The organism is Paenibacillus sp. FSL K6-1122 (genome assembly GCF_037977015.1).
In the GTDB taxonomy this organism is placed as follows: Bacteria; Bacillota; Bacilli; order Paenibacillales; family Paenibacillaceae; genus Paenibacillus; species Paenibacillus amylolyticus.
Map to the genome: position 1 here is coordinate 2,587,496 of NZ_CP150272.1, position 19,473 is coordinate 2,606,968.

The window sequence follows — 19,473 nt, forward strand, 5'->3', positions numbered from 1 at the left end:
TATTCATCTCCCTTTATGGTCTATGTCCACGGTAAGCGTTGATCACTTGTTCAGCTCTTAAATCATAGTTATGATACTTGTATACATATTTCTGTGCTTTTGTAGCCTTCTGTTCACGTTGTATATCTGTCATACCCAATACTTCATTAACCATCAATAACATCTCATCAGTATTCCTAGGTAAATAAACATGATCATGGAATAAATATTGCTGGGCAGGAGTGAAAGGGGAGATAAGAATACCTCCTCCTACGGCAAGACTCTCTGCGGGACGCATAGAAGTTTGAGTTATAGATTTATCATCCAAGTTTTGACCTAGAATAATTTTGCTTGAAGAGTATAAATAGGGCAGATCCTCATATGCGCCGTATCCTCTATAAACAGAAGGGTAGCTAAGGAGATTCACTTCACGATTAGAATCCATCCACCACTCATTACCGAATACACTTACATCGTATCCATTCTTTACGACTGGCATGATGAATTTTCTGGTTTGTTCAAATCTTCGCTCATAATTGTTTGCAATTAAAACTATATCTCTCTGAACACCTGAATCTGTATTTTTATGAAAATCGGGATTGCAGCCAAACAACATCATTTCAGCTTGTTTTCCTTTATTCCAATAGTTTGGGAGACATTCTGCGGTTGTGGTGAAAATGTAATCAGCATAATCAGACCAATAATCACCTATCCAATGATCGAACGGAGTATCCTCAATACTCCACAAAGCATGAAATATTCCCTTTTCTCTTGTATGTTCAAATATACCTTCAGCGAAGTTAGCAAAACATTCAGAAAACACAATGTCTACATGATTGTTCTCTATATAATCTTTAAAAAGTTCAACTTGGGTTTCCTTATCCTTGTCCCATAATTGATATTTGCCATCCATAATATGTACTTCGTGTCCAAGATTTTTAAATCCTGAAGATATACCGTATTTGATGAGAGAACTTGTATTTGTAAATAAAACTTTAAGACCCAATCACAACACCACTTTTCAGTGCATATTCCTCAATTGCTTGTTCAATTTGGTTGAAACGTACTTCCCAAGTGTTTTCCAAAGCGATCCGTCTGGCTTCTTCCTTGAACCCTCTTAGTTTTGAAGTGATAATCGCCTCATCAACTCTTGCTAAAAACTCATCATCATTATCTGCTGTAAGTACTGCTGATGGATATAGATCAGTCTCATGCCATTTTGTTGCTACAGTAATTGTTCCTGCTGCCAAGTGTTCATACATTTTAACTGGAGATGCAGATTGAGTAATATTGGTTTTAGTATTAAATGGAATAAGACAAACATCAGCATGTGCGTAATAGTCATATAACTCATCATGGTTCTTACATCCCAAGTTAATAACATTCGATGGACATTGTTTACCAAACTCCAGTCCTACAAATACAGTAGGATATTTTTCTGCTACTTTCTTAATCAGATATGTACTTGTCCACGAACCTAGAGCCCCAACAAATGCAACAATGGGGCCATCAATATCTTCATATTCTTTCGGTCTTTTAGAAGGTTTATTGATATATTCAGATGGAGCAGCATTACGTACCAGATGTACGTTCCCATGCATTTTACTTCGAATATCATATAGTCGTTGACTTGAAGTAAGCATAATGTCCGCACTGTCTACGGCAAACTTCTCATACTGTTCCCAATCTGGAAACTCATCGATACTGTCATAAATTTTAATTTTCGCGTTTACTTTTTCAAAATGTTCAGCAGACTTGGCCCAAGTAGCATATGCTACATCGATTTTGTACTTTCCATGTTTAATGTCTTTCATGAACGATTCAAAGTTATGTACTACGAACAAGTTTGGTTCAACTTCTTCAATTGGCTTATCTGCTTGAGTATTATTGCAAAAGTAAACAATCCAACCGTTACGGGCAAACTGTGAAAGTATTTGTTGTGGACGTTGTTTCAAAAAATCATGATTTAATACCGGATAGTAAATTATCGTTTTTTGTTTCATTAATAAACTCCCTTAATTGTTGTTCAGACATAATGTGCTGACTATATGCAAACAAATCACAAAAAAGCTCAAAGCCATTATCTTGAGCCATCTTACAAAAATAAGCGTCCTCACCTTGTGGATGAAATCCGTATTTTATAGACTTATAAACCGATTTATCTAATAAAATGACTGCTCCAGTTAGATCCACTCGTTGCAATTTAGAACAAAGTAGAGCAGGGGCAGTCTTAACATGATAGTTTGTTATATGTCGATATTGCCCTTTATCATCCAATTTCATGATATTCGGAAACAGGTACGGCTTTTCTTTGTTGGTCAAATATCCATTGTAGATTAATCCCGATATAATCTTTTTCCCATGCTTGAGTAACTTAGTAATAACATCAGGTTTTACAAGGATATCTGTATCGATAAAAATCAATTTATCGGTTCGAACTTTGCTCATAATGTAATTCTTTAAGTTGCTCAAACTCTTATATATGTATTTATTTCTTACCGAAAACTCTCGTTCATCTTCGGGTGAATTATTGTTGATTACATCAATTCTAATATTATTGTACAAGCCTTTATTATCTTTTTTAAATTCTGTCAACATCTCAAAAGTACTATCTGAACTATCATTAACAACAAAATGCAGATCGATTAATGATTTAGGATAATTGATCTCAAAAATTCTAAGTAAATATTGGGGCAGTATCCATTCTCGATTACGGACAGGTGCGGCTATTGTAATTGTCTTCATGTTTGCTCCTAGAAAAAAATAGGGCCAAGCCAATTAGACTCAGCCCCTAAAATTGTTAAACGAGTTCTTCTGCATCATAAATTGTCATTGTATACAATTCTTTGCGGTCAACAGGCTTGAGCATTTCCATTGGAATATCAAATACAGATGGATCTCCTTCAGCAGCCATATCAAGATTCCAGTTATCTTCCATTTTTGCATCATGAATAAGGATTTGAGCGGCGTAGTCTTGTTTGTCAATTACATTGCGAACCAAACAATCCAATACTACTTCATATGTACCTGCAAATTTATCAGAGGAAACAGTAATAGTCTTAGCAGATGCACCACTTTGAGTTGTGTAGTAAGCAACAATTTCTGTACCATCAGCAAATTCGCCAGCGCCAAATGTAAGCTCTTTACCAACAATCTTGTATTCTCCTGTTCCCGGTGTAGCAGTAGCAGCAACCATAATCTCATCTTCATGAGTCTGATCTGGATTCAAAGTGTACACAGAGTTCAGCACATCGGCTCCCATTACAGGAGTTGCGGGAGTATATTTGAGAGTAGCTGTATTATTCATTACTTTGATGACATCACGATACTTTACAGGCGTTTCGCCTTTTTTAATATCATTACCAGTCATCATTGCAATAACTTCGTTTGTAAATACAGCATCCTGCAAAGCAATCCTACCACTACGGTTACCAGAAAATCCTACAATTTTATTATTTCCTTGACCGCCCATCGCATATGAAATATCTGCGGTGTTCTCAATTCCTGACGTTTTCAGGTTTGTCAGTTGAATCTTTGCTTTTTTTGTTTTCTTGTCGTAGAAGGTTGCTAATGCCACTTCACGAATTGCCCATACATTTGGTGTAGACATTTGTTATAATCACTCCATCTTATTTGCCCAATGCATATCGGACAGTTTAATTTTCTTACCATCAATGGTGCCAGCATATAGAGCAGTCACAGTATGGGAAATGTTCTCGATCTTATCGGTTGTATGTAATCCATTATAAATTTGAAAGATGTTCATATTTAAAATGCTATCAATACTCTGACCATTGTCCTTCCAGATCAATCCTGACACAATACTGAACAAATCCATCTTTTCTTTTGGTGGCGGTTTATTTTTCTTGTTCTTCATAATCATTTCTATCATTTTTCTGGCTTTTGAGTTTGCTGGCTTATATTCTGATTCAGGAGATGATAGTTTGACGTTATTGCCAAGTAGTAACACTTTCTGTACCAGAGAGAAGTTATTTCTGTCTATCCTGCCTTCAGATATCTTTACAAATACATCGTCACCTTCTATGGCAATAGACGGTTCTGACTTAAAGAATAAATTAAGTGCTTTAAATGAAATTTCTTTAAATGAATAATTGTGATAGCAGTTGACTATAAATACATCAAAATTTGAAATGTCTTCATCGACCTCTGTTTCTAAGGCAGATTTATCAATAAGCAGAGATGAAAGGTATTCATTGTATATAGACATGTCTAAATCAAAGATCTCTCTTAGAGAAGGAATATAGATATCTCCAGCACCTTCTATGCAGATACTCCTGTTGCCAAGGAGTTTAAACTTGATGTCTTGCTCTTCCATAGTGATATCCTTCAATTAAAATCATATGTTTTATAGGCAACATAAGATCCATGATAGTCAGTATTAACACTCAATTCATCCATGTCATAAAACTCTGCTTTGCCAATACCCAACTTCTTATTCTTATTGAACAGTTCATCTAATTTCATGATTATGTAATCGGTTCTCAATGTTCCATAGTCTGTTCGAAAAAGATCTTGGTGAGTAAAAACATTGAACTTTACTATCCCAGATTTAAATGACCCTTCGACATTTTTATATCGACCAAATGAAATGGTTATATATGTCTTCATTTTTTCTGATGTTTTTGGAACAAATCTATATGGGAAGATATGCTTGTACATAACTGAGTCAACATCGATGTCTTCCTTATCCAAGAAGTTGTCTTCATTGTGTACTAAAGCTTTTAAAATTTCTTGCGATGATGCGATTTCCTCAATTACCGTAATTTTATCTCTAGCCAAACTTTCAAATCTTGACATAAAAGCACCTCCTTAGAGGTTAAGAAACCCGATAGTCCCGTACAATTTGATAACTCAAGAATCCACTCACATCAACTGAACGTGTGTCATCAAAAGTTGAGATAACATTTTTTAATTGATCAAGTGTCTGTGGAACAGTACGATGTACTTCTTCGCCTAGACTGTTTCTGGCAATTGCTACATACAATCCACCGTTCGCTTCAAGGTGTCCCAACTCATAAGTGATGCTGATGCATTTGAGTGTTTCAATGGCTGATGCTTTACTATACTTAGTCTTATCAAAAGCCATCTTCAACTTGTTATCTGTGCCAATTGAATAGGCGAATTCATATTGAGGGTTGATCGCTACATCCAAGTCAACATCAACAATTTCTACGGTTGGTGTAGCACTGATTACAATGTCAGCGTCAATACCAGATGAATGTTGACGTGAGTAGGGCAGAGCAGAGAAGGTAATCCATGCGTTATTCAATCCCTCTGTGAAATTCTCTGGTTTCAGTTCACCAAAGCGAACAATACTTTGACCCATGAACACACTCCTTATATTAATGATTTAATTTTGATTTCTTTCTGTCCCGAAGACAGTCCATTAGCATTTTTAACATGCAAAATAACAGTACCTAATTTACGGATACTGTTTGCTTTAACTACACATGTATTTGCTATAGGATCTTGCGAGGATATTGAAGCGAGGATAGTAGGGGTTCCATCTAAATTTGTTAATGAAAATGAACTTTCATCAGAAATTTTAATCCCATTATTGAAGAAACTAGCCACATATGTAGACTCGCGGTTTAAGTAAATTTCATTTGCTCCGTCTATTGTAGCGACATAATCATAATGAATAGTGGGGGCAACATAGATATTAAGTTGTTTTTCAATCCCATACGCTGAAACAGTTATAACTACTTCGCCTGACTCATGAATAATAACAATTCCTTGTATATCGACACTAACCAAATCAGGATTCAAACTAGAGTATACAATTTGCGGATCACTTATTTCTGATCCATTTCTCATTACTCGGACATTGATTCTTGCAGATTGATTGATGCTTAAAGACAGTGGATTGTCATTGAGAATCAACAACTCATACTTGCTCAACTTATGGTAATCAGCGATTCCTAGCTCAATGTTATCTTTGACTGGATCAATTTGATCTGATTGTAAACTTAAATTGACAAGTCCATCATCAGACATGAAGTCCGTATCGATTACCTTGAATGCTTCGCTACCAATAATGAAACGTGTGTCACGCTGTATTGATTGTGTTTCAACATGTTTACTCACTACAATTTGTCTTCGTCCCGCAGGCAAATTCATTACCTTATCTTCTTCAGTTCCGAAATTCGAACGGGCGTTAAAGTAAAGAATAGAGGGGAAAATTTGAATAGCTCCATCTTGATCAATCCATTTAAGATCGAAGTTACATCTCTCAATCTTGCCGCTAACATATACATCATTGGGGTCATCACTAAGACAAAGCCAAGTTTCATTATTTGATCGCTTGATGATATGCCCAGCTTTGATTGTATAGTCGGGCTCCATCAGTATAGTTTTGACAGTTGGTATTTTTGCATCAGACACGATCTGAACTGGCACTTTTACTTCATCGTTATTTAAAAAGACTTCCTCAAAAGACGGTGAGTGTCTAAAAAAAGTTTTAATTGAGTGTTTTGCATGCTTGACTGTAGCAGACTCAACATTCTTCTGTTTGCTAACTCTTTTTTTGTAGTCACTAATTGAATTCAATAGTAACACCTACTAACTGTAATAATAAAAAACCATATCTTGATTCACTTCTGCTTTGATATCGTTTTTCATTTTACTGATTTTATCGAGGAAGTTAGCAGGAGAATACAGTTTAAAGTCTTTGTTGCCTAACTCATTTCTGACATTTTCAAGTCGTAAAATTTGAGGAGTTAGCCAATGTATGATCATAAACTTTGCTAAAATCTCTTGTTCGAGATCACTTAATTCTCTTAGAAAGACAAATTGAGAGTCATCTCTTTCAGAGAGCAGTTTTGAAGCATATTTGAAATCTGATATTGCGCTACGTAAATACTTCATAAGTTGAACTTCTAGTTCTTCGTCTAAAAGTTCTACCATTTCGTAGTCAGTGATTTTGGTAAGAAACCTATCATAGATTGAATCGTACGCTGTATACATATTCCCACCTATTCGGCAGAAATAAGTTGATCAAAATCGTATCCGCTAATTTCTTGAATGATTTTAAGTTTACCAGTAGCCAAGTCTTCGATTTTCTTAGACACTTCAATTACTCGACCAATCACTTGTTTATCTGTGATTCCAGAGAGATGTTTTTTCATTGTCATGATGTTTCCTTTAAGCAGTGTCTCAATTTGCTCATCAGTCATGCCTACAACATCTGTAGATTCCGAAATCAATCCAAGCTCGATGTTTACCTCATCATCTTGTACCAGCAATCTACGTTTACTAAAAATACTAGACATATTGTTGATGTAGAAGATTTCTTCTGAGTCCAACATAATAAAACCTTTAGGGTGCACAAGGACTTCTCTCATACCGTCCATGAGGCGCAATCCAACTGCACTCGCATATGGATTAGTAACTTTAACTTTTTTCGTCTGCATATAATCCTCCCGAAAAGATAAGAGGGAACATTTCTATTCCCTCGTTTATGTATTATATATTTCTATTTACCATTAAAGAGTGGAGAGAGTCTCGTCTTTGTAGATTGCCAAAGTGTGACGACCCGCATCAACTAATCCCGCTCCCATATGTTTGTCAAAGCGCATTGTATAAGAACGATCCTTAATTGTTTGTTCTTGCATAGGTACAACATCACCAGCAAATTGAACTTTAAGAGTTTTCAGGTCATCAGATGCTGCTGGAACGATATAGATCAATCCTTTATCTAGTGCAGTCTCATAACCTTGGAATCCAACATAAGGATTATCCAATTTAATAACTGGAGCTCCTTTATATGTACCAATCAAACCATTGGAGTTTACTTCATCGATAATGTTGTCACTGGTGCGACCTTGAATAGAAGTCAAATTAGGAAGTTTTTGCAAAGCTTCGTAGTCACCGATGATTGCAGCTCGACCACCAAAGCGCTGCATAGCAGTAAGCAATGGATCGAACGCATTTGCAATAACGCCGTTACCTGAAGCATAGATTGGAGCAGCAAGACCTTCATAACCAGCATACAGAGTGCTTTGTACTTTTTGAGCTGCTTTGATTTCAAATTCATTTGCTGTGTCACGAAGCAATTCTACAAAATCATATCGACCAGCAGCAATTTCAGCCCACTCAGCAACTGGCATTGCAGACAGCTCTTCAATATCCAGCCCAGAATATTTATGTCCTACTTTAGAGCGATCCGCAGTACCGCCAATTGCCTGCCAGTAAGCTTTAATTCCTTCTGTTTTTGTTTTGAATTTTGGACGTTCATTGAAATCTGTTCGCTTAACTTCGGCAATCATTTCAATGTACTTAAGTCTAGTGTCCAAAATAGTATCTACAGAGTAAGCAACAATTTGGTTGAGTTCATATAGGTTCATCGGGTTTGGGTTTGAAGCCAATTCCTTGATTAAATTAACAGAATCCTCGTAATCCATCTCATTATATTTTTTATTAGTGGTTGCTTTGGACATTGTTTCGATAATTGCTGATCTTTTGTTAATGTTGGACATGTATTTTTATTCCTCCGAATTATGTATTATTAAACAGTTACTACTTGAACTTTAAGAGCTGGCTTACCATATAGAGTTGTTTTATCTTTTACGACAAAAGTAATTGCTGGGGTACGAGATCCAATCGCCTCTAGTTTTCCGCCTGCGCCAACCGCCACAATATCATTTACATTGAATGTGGCGATATCGCCATTGATTTGGTCAGTGGTAAAAGCGTTACTTGGGAGGAAGGGCTTAAGGCGTAGGAATTTTTCAGCACGAACAACGAAGTCTGCGTCGGCTACAAGTTCTTGGTCGATGTGTGTATTTTGGTTGTAAACCATCAACAACCCTGCCTTATCACCAGCAGTAGCGTCCACTACAGGCGTTGCTGATTGAGTGCCATAATTTGGTGTTACAAATACACCGTTAGCTGTTGGTACAGTTGATTTGAGATTTCCGATATATGTATTATCTGTTGCTTGATTAATAATTGCGGACATTTATAAATCCTCCTAGTATTCTAAAATTAGTTTCGTGGTGCGTAGAGACGTTCTTTTGCTGATTGAGGGATAAGATCTTGCTGTTTTGAGGCAGTAACAATTACAGTTTCTTCTTTTTGTTCATCTGCTTCATCTTTAGAAGACTTACTCAAAATCTGTGCAACAACAATAGCATCTAGTTTGCTAGAGTTTAGTTCATTAATTGCTTGTACTACTTCTTCAGATTTCATTGACTCCTCAGTAAGTACTTTTTGATATTTGCTTTGTAGTTCATTGATTTGCTGCTCTTTTTCTGCTGTTTCAACTTTAGATTTATATGGTTCCAATTCTTCAATTTTAGAGTTCAGCTCTTTTTTGCTTTCCTCAAGACTCTGAATCTCTTCTTGTTTACCAACTAGAGCGCTATTGAGTTCTTTGACTTGTTTATCTAGTTCTTCGATCTTACTGTTTAGTTCTTTTACTTCTTCTTCCATTTTTTCAGTTTCCTCCTTATGTCTTGCATTTAGTTCAGTCGTGATTGTCGCTGCCTCTGATTCTTCTTTTTCTCTTGCTTCAATTAGTTCATCTACATTCACACCTTTTGGGATAAATCCTTTATAGCCCTCAATCCAATTTTCCTTGTCGTCCAGAATAACAATATCGTTCTCAATCTTATAGTTGATCTTAAAAAGAACTTTGTAATCATCTTCATCTTCAACAATTACATGATCAATGTACATTTCCTGAATATAGTAGTTGTACGAACGATAATTACTTCGAGGATTGATAGGATTAAGGATGTTGTAGATTTGATTTGAAACATCAGAGAATTTTAGCGACGAGAGCTCCAGTTTTCCATGGTATGCAATTTCAATATCTTTGTTAAATCCAATGTCTGTTTTAGTCATCTTTATTTCTTCTCCCAAATCTTTTTCTAGAGCCTGTGCTACCAACAGAGTTGGTTTCGATTTTACCTCTGCTGGTTCTGATACAATACAGGAACCAAACAAGGAGTTTACCTTACCTTCAAATTCGTAGTCCACATTACGAATACCCGTATCATCATCGATAGATTCATATCCATACACCATTGCTTCACAACTAAACTCTAGATCGCCTGATTCATATAGGGTGATAATTGATTCGCAAACAGTAGGGTATCGTTTAAGTATTCTTACATCACCCATAAGTTTTAAAGCACCATCGGCGTCCGTTTCTTCACGGAAATCTACAAAAGTACCTATTGTGTCAGTTTTAAGTAAACTTGTATGTTTATCTAGTTCGTGATTAAGGCTTGCAAAAAATCCATTCTCAAGTTTTGTACGATTGACAACTAAAGGTATACCAATAAATCTGTCTTTATTCGCAACTACACCCTTAATGTAACTCTCGTTAAACTTCAGGTTGTTTAGATTGGGTTGGTCAGTCAGGATACACATACTTAGTTCCATATACACGTCATTTGAGGTACTGTTCAGTTCTAGATTTTTAGATTTTAGGGAGATAACTTTCTCTTGATTTATTTTTATCACCTCCTTAACCAGTTAATACTCACCTAGGTGTTGCTTGGAAATGGACTTTCATTTGCATTACTGTTATTGTTTTTGTCCGACTCATCAGTTGACTTGTTTTCACTCTTTCTGCCAGAAGATGAACCATCTCCACTTTGAGTGAAACTGGTAGCATGAACAGGGAGTTCGTCAAGTTTCAGAACTTCATTTTCATACCTAACCTGAGCAAGCCAGTGATCGAAATTATATCCGGCTGATTCAACATAGTCTTTTAGGCTGCCACGGCCTTTAAGATATAGGGATTCTGCCTGTTTGAAGCCAGTCTCCTTGTCTAAAATCGTCGCGCGACTGAATCGAATAGAAGGGTTCAAGTTATCATTAGTTGCTATCTGCTCCATGTAGAAGTTCAAAGCTTCTTCAATGTCCTCTAACATGTAGAAGATAGTGGAGTAGATTTTTTCTACATTAATTGAAGATGAACCAAAGCTTTGACCATTTGCGCCGCCCATGTTAAGTGACATTGAATAACCTAATTTTTTATAAATGTCTCTTTCAATTCTTTCCCACACCTCTTTTGGGAAGGTGTTCATATTGACCTTAAGTTCTTCTATGTTGATAAATGAAGGGACTGTGAGGGGAGCAGTAGAGGAGCTATCTGGAGAGTGATGATCGTGCTTTTTCTGAACAAGATTTTTAAGATTATTATGATAACCTTGAGTAGCATCTTTTGACACAGGAAGTTGAGTTTTTCCATCTTGACTGGGAATGGTTCCGATTTTCTGAATGATGATTTGGTTGGTAACTCGATCAGCCAGTGCCTTTTCAGTCTTCTCCAATAAATCTCTATGGAGAATACTTGCCACAGCAGGAATGCAGTAGGGGATACTGTAAGGTTCATTCCTTGAGCCGCGAAGTTTAAACACTTGAGTTTTGTGAATATCAAGAGGTACGTAACGTTCACTTTTACCAGCCTTATAGTCTAAGTATTTTCTAGTTGTGACCTCGTCGGGTGCTGCATTAATTTGTTGCGCAAGCCCTTCGTTGAGCTTATAACTGGACAAGTATTCTAAGTCATAAAGCACTTGCCAACGACCATTAACCATATATTCAATGCATATTTGGTCAGTCTCTAAAAACTGTATGTATTTATTCCCTCGGTTGTACCAGACACAAACACCTTCAACGATCTGCGTAAATAAAGTATCTCTGGCAAGTTTCTTGACGTTTATCTTCTTAATGAATCCGTTTATCTGAGTTTTATTCTTTTTAAAGGCCATTGCCTCATTATTTAAGTTTACCGAGTAGTTTAAAACAGGAAGGGTTTTGAAAAGATCGTAAATATCAGTTACAATACCTTCTTTGTTGTAATAGTACCTACTCAACTTGATAAGATTTTTTCGATGCTGTAGCGGATTCCTGAGCCATAAATAAAGATCTTTCAAGTTGACATCGATTACAGCGCTTTGCTGACTGTATTGCGATAAGAAATCATGAAAAGAAGATAGCTCGAAATAACTACTGTCTACTAACCCGTTGTGATTATCAGTTATTTTTTTCACCCACTCTCTGTTCAAAACGTAACTTAACCATAGATAAAGAAATGATGATCATCATTATTCGTTTCTCTAAATAGACTTCTCTCTAGTTCCGTTGCGATATAATTTCCATATGTAACTGAGCTATATCTATCTTTTCTTTTCGTCTTTGGTTCTCTAAGTCTGACGAGTCCATTATCTGTGATCTCACCTTCTAGATTGATCATTTCGTTAATCAATAGAGTGGTCTGGTTGAATGGCATCTCATATTTTACTTGCAATTCTACTGAGAGGTCAGAGTAGCCTTTTAGTTTCTTAAGATATTCTCTTCCTTCCATATCGTTAAGCAAGAGTTTCACTTTGCCCTTCTTAAGTCCATCTCTAAGCAAGATAGCGCACTGACTGTTGAATACTTGATTACCCTTTATACTGTAGATGACCTTTGGAGCGGTTGGGTAAGTGCATCTCTCAGCCATCTTCTCATCATTAATACAGTTCCAAGGATCGTACTCTATATTTCTATCTTGATCGAAGAGAGGTTGAACCAAGGAATCATAAATACCAAGTCCCATGCTTTGTGTATCTAAAACAAGATAGTCACAGTCAAAATCGTTAAATAACTGTCTGATCCTAACAGCCTGAGTGGTGGTATGACCACCGGAAATACTCTCCATGTAAATGATATGGCGATCGAAACCTTTTGCGCTTGGAACTAATCGAAAAATGGTGTAAACACTGCTGTCATTTTCTTTCCCAGCCATACCCGCAATGTCACAACTGACCAATCTAATCTCGCCAAGTTTTTTAGTTTCATATTGGAATGTTTTATCTTTAATCAGACCGTAATATTCTCTGGGATAAAGAGGTTTATTAAGTCTACGATTTTTATTCAAATCTTCATATTTGAAAAATGCCTTCTCAGATTCACCGAAGAACATGCATTCCATTTCCATGAAAAATGCTGTGGCATCGAAATCCTCTTCTGACATTTCATCTTTCACTTGATCTTCCATTAACAGGCTCTCTTTGATTGCCAATTGATAGGGTAGACCGCAAACAAAATAACTTTTACCAGATACCATGGATTTATAAAATGACTTTAATTTTGCCCAAGACCAGTGAACAGTGTACCAGCAAGAGGATAGATATACTTCTTTATTTCTTTCTTGAAGATGTGCATATTCAGGTTTGTTTAGATACTTGGGTTGGCGAGGGGCAGTGAGGAACTTACGGAGAACTTTATTGATAATATCAAGATCAATCATACGGAACTCATCTGCTATCAGAAGATTCGCGCGCTTACTTCGAGCACCATCATTTGAAGCAACTACCTTTATCCAACTACCATTGTGAAATTCAACTTTTGGATCGTTTGCTGATGTTGATAAGTCAGATATTTCCCTAGCCAAGTTAGACGAATTTTTCCTTAAATCATCTATCTTTTCTATCACTTCTCTTGCTTGACCCTTAGTACCTGATGCGATAATAATTTTAGTCTCAGGATAAAGGATGGCCCTCACACAGCAATATATTGAGGTGAGAAAGGTCTTTCCTTGCCCCCGACTAGCCAGATACATAAAGTAGTGGGACAGGTTCATCATAAAGATGAGGATCATCTGGAACATTTTTAAATTAATACCTAGGTATTCTTTAACAAATCTTTGTGGATTAGCCCGATAAAAGCTTGCCCAAATACCGATTCCTTGGTTCAATCTATCCGATTTAGTTAGATTGTCAGAATGCTTGTTGTAATTTCTTCCCTTGTCGAAAAGGTTGTTTCCCTTAGTGGATTTATTTCTCTTTACTTGGAAGTTTTTATGTCCACTCATGAGTTCACCGTTTCATCGTCTTCGACATATTCGGGTGCATCTACTTTGTATTTAGAAATCTCATCTTCATACATTTGTGCATATTCATTGTTAATTCCTAGCATTCTACACAAATGCCCTAAAAACCAAATTTGCACATATTTTTTGATTCCGTCAACATCAGCCCACATCGGATCTGGTTCAGGAACTGGTCTTTCATTCTCGTATTTTTTAATCAGCGTTCCAAAAGTCGCCTGTTCTGTTGCATTTGCTCCGGTTTCTTGAACTGGTTTGATATTAGACGAACCAAGTAGCTCTTGCAGAGTTTTTAGTAGCTTTTCTGTAGGTTTGTTAGCTTCTCTAGCTTTTCTAATGGATAATTTTTCATGAGCTATTTCTTGAAAAAGCATCTCTTGGGCATAAGAGTCGCACTCATATGAACTTAAGAGTGTTTCGTATTCATTTTCCAAATACAAGTAGTCATCAATTTCATATCCTTTTCCCCAGAAAGAGACATATTTATTTTTTTCATCATCGTTTAGAGTAACCTGTGCTTCTGAGTATTCATTCAAATCATCAGAGGCGCTATATTCTGGCATTGAATTAAAGACACTATCGGAAAAAGTCTTTCCTTTGTAGTGTGACAACGATGAGATTTGAGGGATGTACTTACTCCAATCTCTATCGCTACTCACCCATGCATCATAAATGAAAGGCTTATCCATAATTGCTAGTACAGATTTAATCCTATCCTCATAGCCATTTGACTCTTTTGATCCAATGTGATCAGATATACATTTCTTACATATTTGAATCTTATCAGTGGAGAACAGCGGATTCGTGTTTACATAGAAAGTGGTTGGCATTTTTAACTCATTACACTTTAAACATTTTAATTTTATATTCTTTGAAGCAGTAATTCTGCATCACCTTCCTAACATGCTCCTTAATTAAAAAAACCATGGGGTAGGAGGGAGCGTCCGGTTTAAAGAACCTTATGGCAGGATCTCCCCATGTAAAAATAAATAAGAAAAAACCCGATTCTATATGTAATCAGGTAGTCGATTTATGTATTCTTTTGAGTTTTACAATCTAATGTTATAGGTGAGTGTACGCCCTTTATTTTCTTCAAGAATCATTACTTTGGCCCCAGCGTTTGATGTCTTTTTAAGCTTGAGAGAGTAATCATCAATACCTATAATAGAAGGGGATTGTACGTATTCAATATCTCTCATGCCACTCATACCAATAGTTTTCTCATGTGAGTGATGCAAATGCCCACTGAGCAAAAGATGAATTGGCTTGTTATATGTTAATGAATAATCTTTGATGCTATTTTCTAGGTTCTTTTCGTTCTCGCCATGAACCCCTAAAATTTTTGTACCAAGGATGTCTAGATACATGAATTCATTGCAGTTAGTTACTGAAACATTCTTATTGTCCTTTAGATTTGCCGAAATCAACTTAGTAATCCACTTTTGAGCATTTTCATGTGGGAATTCATCTCTTTTACCTGACAGGAGTCTAAGCTGATCGTGGTTTCCAAATATAGAGAAGTAGTCAACTAAGCAATACTTCGACAATTCGTTCAGCCACTGACTCATAAATTCAGCAAAATGGATTGCCGAATCAGTTACTCCCATTTTGAGACTCATTAACTGACTCATTCGAAGAATACCGTCAATACTATCACCTAAATTGGGAAGGGTTACGTGGTTAATCTTTTGTTCATCGTTGATGGACACAAACTCTTCGAGCAATTTCCACATACGTTTCTCTAGAATCTCTGGGCTGTATTCGTTGAGAAGTTCACCTTCCCATCCAAACAGTTTGAATGATACACCGTCATGCATGTCCGCAATAGGGAAGAGGAAATCACGTTTTGCGTTATTCTTTTTGATATGAATATCTGGAATATGTATAGTAGGGCGATTATTTACTGCTTCTATAATCTTTTCTTCAAGCAAATCCGCTCTACCTTGCTCACGAATCATTTTGTTATACTCAATCTTTTCAGTTTGAAGCTTAATGCGCTCTTTTTTTAATTCAATAGTTGCATCCTGAACCTCATCAACCACTTCGCTTGTTGCATATTTCTCAAGAATAATTGGCTTCCATTCTACATAAGAAGCATATTTCTTGCGCCATCTCGATTCAGTATATTCTTCCTCTGATTCTTGATTTAATAACTCCGCTGCTTTTGTCCAATTTAATTCGTATAATTCAAGATTGTCGCCTAATCGAATGTGGTAGTCTGTAATTGATTCATTTGAACCTCTTTTAATAACTGTAGGAGTCACTCAATCACCCCTTTGGAACAACTGGCAGATCTTCTTTGATTGTGATTGTTACATCTTTTCCGTCATAAAATTTAAGTTCTTCAAGTAAATCATACACCTTCAAACTATCTTTTTCTTTCTCTGTGATCTCCATTACTTCTGTATTAAGAAATCCTTTAAATTGAATAGAATTGTTCCGTTTTGCCATACTATAATGCCCCCAAATTATTTATTGTAAAAAAGGTGGAGAGGAGAGAAGAAGCATCTCATCCTGTCCTTATCAATATTAATGATGTATATGTATTATTTTATCGTTAAAAATATATAAAATTACTCTTTTACAGCATTTTTTAGCGCAGTCGCTGGCTTGAAGGCTGGAGCTTTACTAGCTGGAATATCCATTTCTTCGCCAGTCTGCGGATTCCGTCCTTTGCGCGCTGCACGATCACGAACCTCAAAATTACCAAAACCAAATAGTTGAACTTTTTCGCCTTTTGCGAGTGTTGCTGTGATAGCACTTAGCGTTTCATTAATTACTTGCTCTGCGTCCTTTTTAGTCAAACCCGTTTTCTCTACTACCACGTTGATCAAATCTGCTTTATTCATTTATAAATCTCCCTTATTATTGTTTTTTATTTTTTGTGGAGAAAGTATGCCAACTAAAACTTCTACTGCTTGTCATTAAGTTGCAATAGCATACCTCCCCCTAAAACACGTATCTAAAAATACGAACCAATTTAGCAAACCCTTGATACATAAGGGTTTCAGTATTTAAGGTATTTTTTGAATTGATTACACGAAAAAATTATGTATTATCGAGCTTAGTTCTTAAGTTTCTAACATTCTCTCTTACTTTTTCCCTTCTTACTTCGAGCGAACATGGATCACAATATTTCTTTGAGTTTGCGTTTTTGTCTCTTTTATTAGCGAACACAGTTCCACATTTTTCACAGAGTTTTAGTCTAGCGGAAAGATTATGCTTAAGATTCTCTACAATGATGTCGCCAAAACTTGACCATAGAGTGGTTTTATAGCTACTATTCGAACCAGTATATAGATGTTCGATAATCACATCCGTAACTAGAAACGGATTGTCACAAATCTTCAATAATTCTTGTTTGATATATGTATAGACAGGAAGATGGTCAGAACTGTTGATGTCTCCATTGTTGTTCTTTGATGAAAACTTCCATTTTTCACCATTTAACTCTTCATATTTATCCCGAATCAAAAAATAAAGTTTGTCTTTTTCTCTGGTGGCTTGCATTAGGTTCTTATAGTCAAACTCATACATGTCAGAAACTGCTTTAAATTTGATGCGGACATCAGGAAAAAGATCTTTGATTCTATTTACTGTTGTCGAGTCGTTCCATGGTTCAGTTGTGCGTTTTGGTTTTTTCTTTTTTCTGTCTTGCGGTTTAAGTCTGTATTTTTCATAGGTAAAGAAATGAGGCATTTTCATTTTATTAAATGGTTTAAACATCTTTTTAATATGCTTTGGTCGGGTGGGCTTATAATTAGTTTTGGCTGCATCAATCTCAAAATTATTTTCCATTGTTCTAATCTTAACTAGGTCTACATTCACAGAGCTACTATTCCACAGTTTAGTGATGTCATTACTAACGATACCAATATTCCCAGAGAAAGCTCTTTTTAGATTTTCTTTGATACTATGTCTGTTTATTTTCTCAGCAGGAGCCTTCTTCATGTCATAGTATAGCGGTACAACGTCGATCATATTCTTCTCAGCTACAGAGACTAACGTTTTATCATTGCTGACTGTAACTTTATCTCCATCACAGTCAAACATGAGCATTTTACTGATGGGGTCATGAATTGAAGTGTGAACGTTTTTAGTGATAAACCATTTTTCCGTGAGTTCATTTTTTGTATTTAGTCTTACGGCATGTTCCTTGTATAGATGTGGACTTCTAAGACAATCAACTTTTTCATGATCTGCGATGGCTTTACATGAAACTTCCCCATTCAGTAGCAAACCTTGAGGATTTTCGTTTTTGTCAAATAAATACTCACAAAATGCATATAAATCAGGCGCAATGAAAGTATAACATCCATCTACTTTGATTTTTCCGGTATATGCTTTTCTCATGAGGCTGGCCTTCGCTTCTTTTAATTTTGTTTTCGCGTGAGGATCTAAAAGAAGTTCGGGATATATATATAGGGCTTTTTGTAAATTATTCTTATCATCAAAGCTCCCTTTTGTTGCCCCCATGAGACTAAGCATCTCTTCAGGATTGCTAACTGTTTCTTGAATTTCTCCTCTTGTTGTTGAAACTAGATCATCTAACTGTTCATCTGTTATCTGAGTTAGAGTTTGCAGCATTTGGTAACACAGTCGGGCAGAACTCAAATCATCCTCCTCTACGTTTGTAATACTGGCGTGGCAATCATTTTCTTTATAAAGATTTTTGTATTCGTCCCAACTCTCATAATACTTCCACATCTTAAACTGGCTCTTAGTAAATATGACCTCTATTTTCTCTTTAATGATGTCGTGTTTTTTGCCATAGATATCAGTAACAATTCTATTTGTTTTATTTACAAACTTGTCAAAAGGAAAGGGGACCAGCAAGCCTTTAACCCAAGGCAGACGTACCATGAACGATTTTTTACTTTTCTTAGGCAATATCATCCCACAACCATCTGTATGATTGATTGGTACATTCATTTCTTTTCGACTAACAGTGTATGTAACATCGTCAACAAAATCAACGGTTGTATTAATAGAAGTTTCAAAATCTTCGACTACAATGGAGCGGTCAATATTAAAACCTTCCCACAGATCGGTAGCACTCGAACATAGAGCCAAATAAGCTAAGTATTTGTTTATACTCACTCCGTATATCCTTTTATTGTTCTTACTTAGGTCATAATGATTGTTAATCCTTGATTCAGAAAGACCGCACATTAACGTTAACTTAACTTTTTCCCAAGTTTCCTTTTTCATGAATACTGTTTTTTTAGTCCTAATTTGTCCAGCAGACGCAGTGAACGGAACATATTCTTCGCCATTTAGAGTAAATCCATTTTCTATTAGATTATCGAAAATACTATAATAGTGTGTTTCTACAATGATTACATCTTCATATGTATTGTTTTCTTTTAGTCCCAGTGTTCGTGTAAGAGAAGACTCAAAAAGAGAGACCTTATTACTGATTGATAGGCTATTGGGATTCAAGCTACGCTTTAGGTGAACATTGGAATCAATAATGTTACGAAAACTTTTATCGAGTTCTTTAGCTTTATCATTCTCTTTTTTTTGTTTAGCCTTACTAATTTCTTTTCGAAGCAAACTTTCCCTTCTTGTAAAGAAGGCGCTCGTATCAACGCTATATATGTATACTTGCTTATCCAATGCCATTCAAACACCCTTTGCTATAT

At 36.1% G+C, this 19,473-nt stretch carries 20 protein-coding genes; all 20 read right to left on the minus strand.

Annotation, left to right across the window (positions count from 1 at the left end):
• Window positions 1-13 precede the first annotated feature (13 nt).
• On the minus strand, window positions 14-985 hold the full coding sequence (locus NSQ20_RS11540) for a glycosyltransferase (RefSeq protein ID WP_340032492.1): 972 nt from the start codon (window positions 983-985) through the stop codon (window positions 14-16).
• Window positions 975-1,982, minus strand: a complete 1,008-nt coding sequence (locus tag NSQ20_RS11545) for a hypothetical protein (RefSeq protein WP_340032493.1) — start codon at window positions 1,980-1,982, stop codon at window positions 975-977. Before NSQ20_RS11545 ends, NSQ20_RS11540 begins: the two co-directional genes overlap by 11 nt.
• A complete protein-coding gene (locus NSQ20_RS11550; protein ID WP_340032494.1) occupies window positions 1,939-2,724 on the minus strand; it encodes a hypothetical protein in 786 nt (261 codons plus the stop codon). Before NSQ20_RS11550 ends, NSQ20_RS11545 begins: the two co-directional genes overlap by 44 nt.
• Window positions 2,725-2,779: 55 nt before the next feature.
• Window positions 2,780-3,589: a hypothetical protein gene (locus tag NSQ20_RS11555; protein WP_340032495.1), complete on the minus strand. Its 810-nt coding sequence runs from the start codon at window positions 3,587-3,589 to the stop codon at window positions 2,780-2,782.
• A gap of 9 nt (window positions 3,590-3,598) precedes the next feature.
• Window positions 3,599-4,315: a hypothetical protein gene (locus NSQ20_RS11560; RefSeq protein ID WP_340032496.1), complete on the minus strand. Its 717-nt coding sequence runs from the start codon at window positions 4,313-4,315 to the stop codon at window positions 3,599-3,601.
• An 11-nt stretch (window positions 4,316-4,326) separates the two neighbouring features.
• Window positions 4,327-4,797, minus strand: a complete 471-nt coding sequence (locus NSQ20_RS11565) for a hypothetical protein (RefSeq protein ID WP_340032497.1) — start codon at window positions 4,795-4,797, stop codon at window positions 4,327-4,329.
• 19 nt (window positions 4,798-4,816) lie between these two features.
• Window positions 4,817-5,326 carry a hypothetical protein gene (locus NSQ20_RS11570; protein WP_340032498.1) on the minus strand — a complete coding sequence of 170 codons (510 nt, stop codon included), beginning with the start codon at window positions 5,324-5,326 and terminating at the stop codon, window positions 4,817-4,819.
• An 11-nt stretch (window positions 5,327-5,337) separates the two neighbouring features.
• On the minus strand, window positions 5,338-6,549 hold the full coding sequence (locus tag NSQ20_RS11575) for a hypothetical protein (RefSeq protein ID WP_340032499.1): 1,212 nt from the start codon (window positions 6,547-6,549) through the stop codon (window positions 5,338-5,340).
• Window positions 6,550-6,561: 12 nt separating this feature from the next.
• Window positions 6,562-6,966, minus strand: coding sequence for a hypothetical protein (locus tag NSQ20_RS11580; RefSeq protein WP_340032500.1), 405 nt, complete (start codon window positions 6,964-6,966; stop codon window positions 6,562-6,564).
• 8 nt (window positions 6,967-6,974) lie between these two features.
• Window positions 6,975-7,412 (minus strand): hypothetical protein, encoded by a 438-nt coding sequence (locus NSQ20_RS11585; protein ID WP_091014501.1) that lies wholly within the window; start codon window positions 7,410-7,412, stop codon window positions 6,975-6,977.
• 72 nt (window positions 7,413-7,484) lie between these two features.
• Window positions 7,485-8,477, minus strand: a complete 993-nt coding sequence (locus tag NSQ20_RS11590; protein WP_340032501.1) for a hypothetical protein — start codon at window positions 8,475-8,477, stop codon at window positions 7,485-7,487.
• Window positions 8,478-8,506: 29 nt separating this feature from the next.
• Window positions 8,507-8,959 carry a hypothetical protein gene (locus NSQ20_RS11595; RefSeq protein ID WP_340032502.1) on the minus strand — a complete coding sequence of 151 codons (453 nt, stop codon included), beginning with the start codon at window positions 8,957-8,959 and terminating at the stop codon, window positions 8,507-8,509.
• A 26-nt stretch (window positions 8,960-8,985) separates the two neighbouring features.
• Window positions 8,986-10,389 (minus strand): hypothetical protein, encoded by a 1,404-nt coding sequence (locus NSQ20_RS11600; RefSeq protein WP_340032503.1) that lies wholly within the window; start codon window positions 10,387-10,389, stop codon window positions 8,986-8,988.
• Window positions 10,390-10,493: 104 nt separating this feature from the next.
• Window positions 10,494-12,023 carry a hypothetical protein gene (locus NSQ20_RS11605; protein WP_340032504.1) on the minus strand — a complete coding sequence of 510 codons (1,530 nt, stop codon included), beginning with the start codon at window positions 12,021-12,023 and terminating at the stop codon, window positions 10,494-10,496.
• 8 nt (window positions 12,024-12,031) lie between these two features.
• The gene (locus NSQ20_RS11610) at window positions 12,032-13,813 is read right to left on the minus strand and encodes a terminase family protein (RefSeq protein ID WP_340032505.1); all 1,782 of its coding nucleotides are present in this window, start codon (window positions 13,811-13,813) and stop codon (window positions 12,032-12,034) included.
• Window positions 13,810-14,658, minus strand: coding sequence for a hypothetical protein (locus tag NSQ20_RS11615; protein WP_340032506.1), 849 nt, complete (start codon window positions 14,656-14,658; stop codon window positions 13,810-13,812). The genes NSQ20_RS11610 and NSQ20_RS11615 overlap by 4 nt, the downstream gene beginning before the upstream one ends.
• A 219-nt stretch (window positions 14,659-14,877) precedes the next feature.
• Window positions 14,878-16,092 (minus strand): metallophosphoesterase, encoded by a 1,215-nt coding sequence (locus NSQ20_RS11620; protein ID WP_340032507.1) that lies wholly within the window; start codon window positions 16,090-16,092, stop codon window positions 14,878-14,880.
• 4 nt (window positions 16,093-16,096) lie between these two features.
• Window positions 16,097-16,279, minus strand: coding sequence for a YonK family protein (locus NSQ20_RS11625; protein WP_340032508.1), 183 nt, complete (start codon window positions 16,277-16,279; stop codon window positions 16,097-16,099).
• A gap of 122 nt (window positions 16,280-16,401) precedes the next feature.
• Entirely contained in the window at window positions 16,402-16,677 is a 276-nt protein-coding gene (locus NSQ20_RS11630; RefSeq protein ID WP_340032509.1) for an HU family DNA-binding protein, read from the minus strand.
• 199 nt (window positions 16,678-16,876) lie between these two features.
• On the minus strand, window positions 16,877-19,453 hold the full coding sequence (locus tag NSQ20_RS11635) for a hypothetical protein (RefSeq protein ID WP_340032510.1): 2,577 nt from the start codon (window positions 19,451-19,453) through the stop codon (window positions 16,877-16,879).
• Window positions 19,454-19,473 lie beyond the last annotated feature (20 nt).